At 63.9% G+C, this 352-nt stretch carries 1 protein-coding gene; it reads left to right on the top strand.

The features are described 5' to 3' along the window. On the top strand, positions 1-352 hold a 352-nt coding region (locus V7D18_RS08190; protein WP_426153222.1), incomplete at both ends, for an ATP-binding cassette domain-containing protein.

Genomic DNA, 352 nt, shown 5'->3' with positions numbered 1-352 from the left:
CCAAGGCCACCAAAGCGCGTCAGGCCCAAAGCCGGGTCAAGGCGCTCGAACGTATGGAGCGCATCGCGCCGGCGCATATTGACTCGCCATTTGGCTTCGAGTTCCCGATGGCTGAAAAAGTCTCCAACCCGTTGCTGTCAATCCGAGACGGTCGCGCGGGCTATGGCGAGACTACGGTGCTTGATGCCATCAACCTGACCCTATTGCCGGGCAGCCGAATCGGTCTGCTGGGGCCGAACGGGGCCGGTAAGTCCACGTTGATGGACGCCCTGCGCGGCCAGTCGACCCTGCTGGCGGGCGAGCGGGCCTGCGGTGAGCATCTGGCCATTGGCTATTTCGCCCAGCACCAGCT

The organism is Lacrimispora sp. 38-1, assembly GCF_049890855.1.
Lineage (GTDB): Bacteria > Bacillota > Clostridia > Lachnospirales > Lachnospiraceae > Lacrimispora.
Note: the sequence above shows the minus strand (reverse complement) of the source record. Positions and strands in the feature narration are given on the sequence as shown.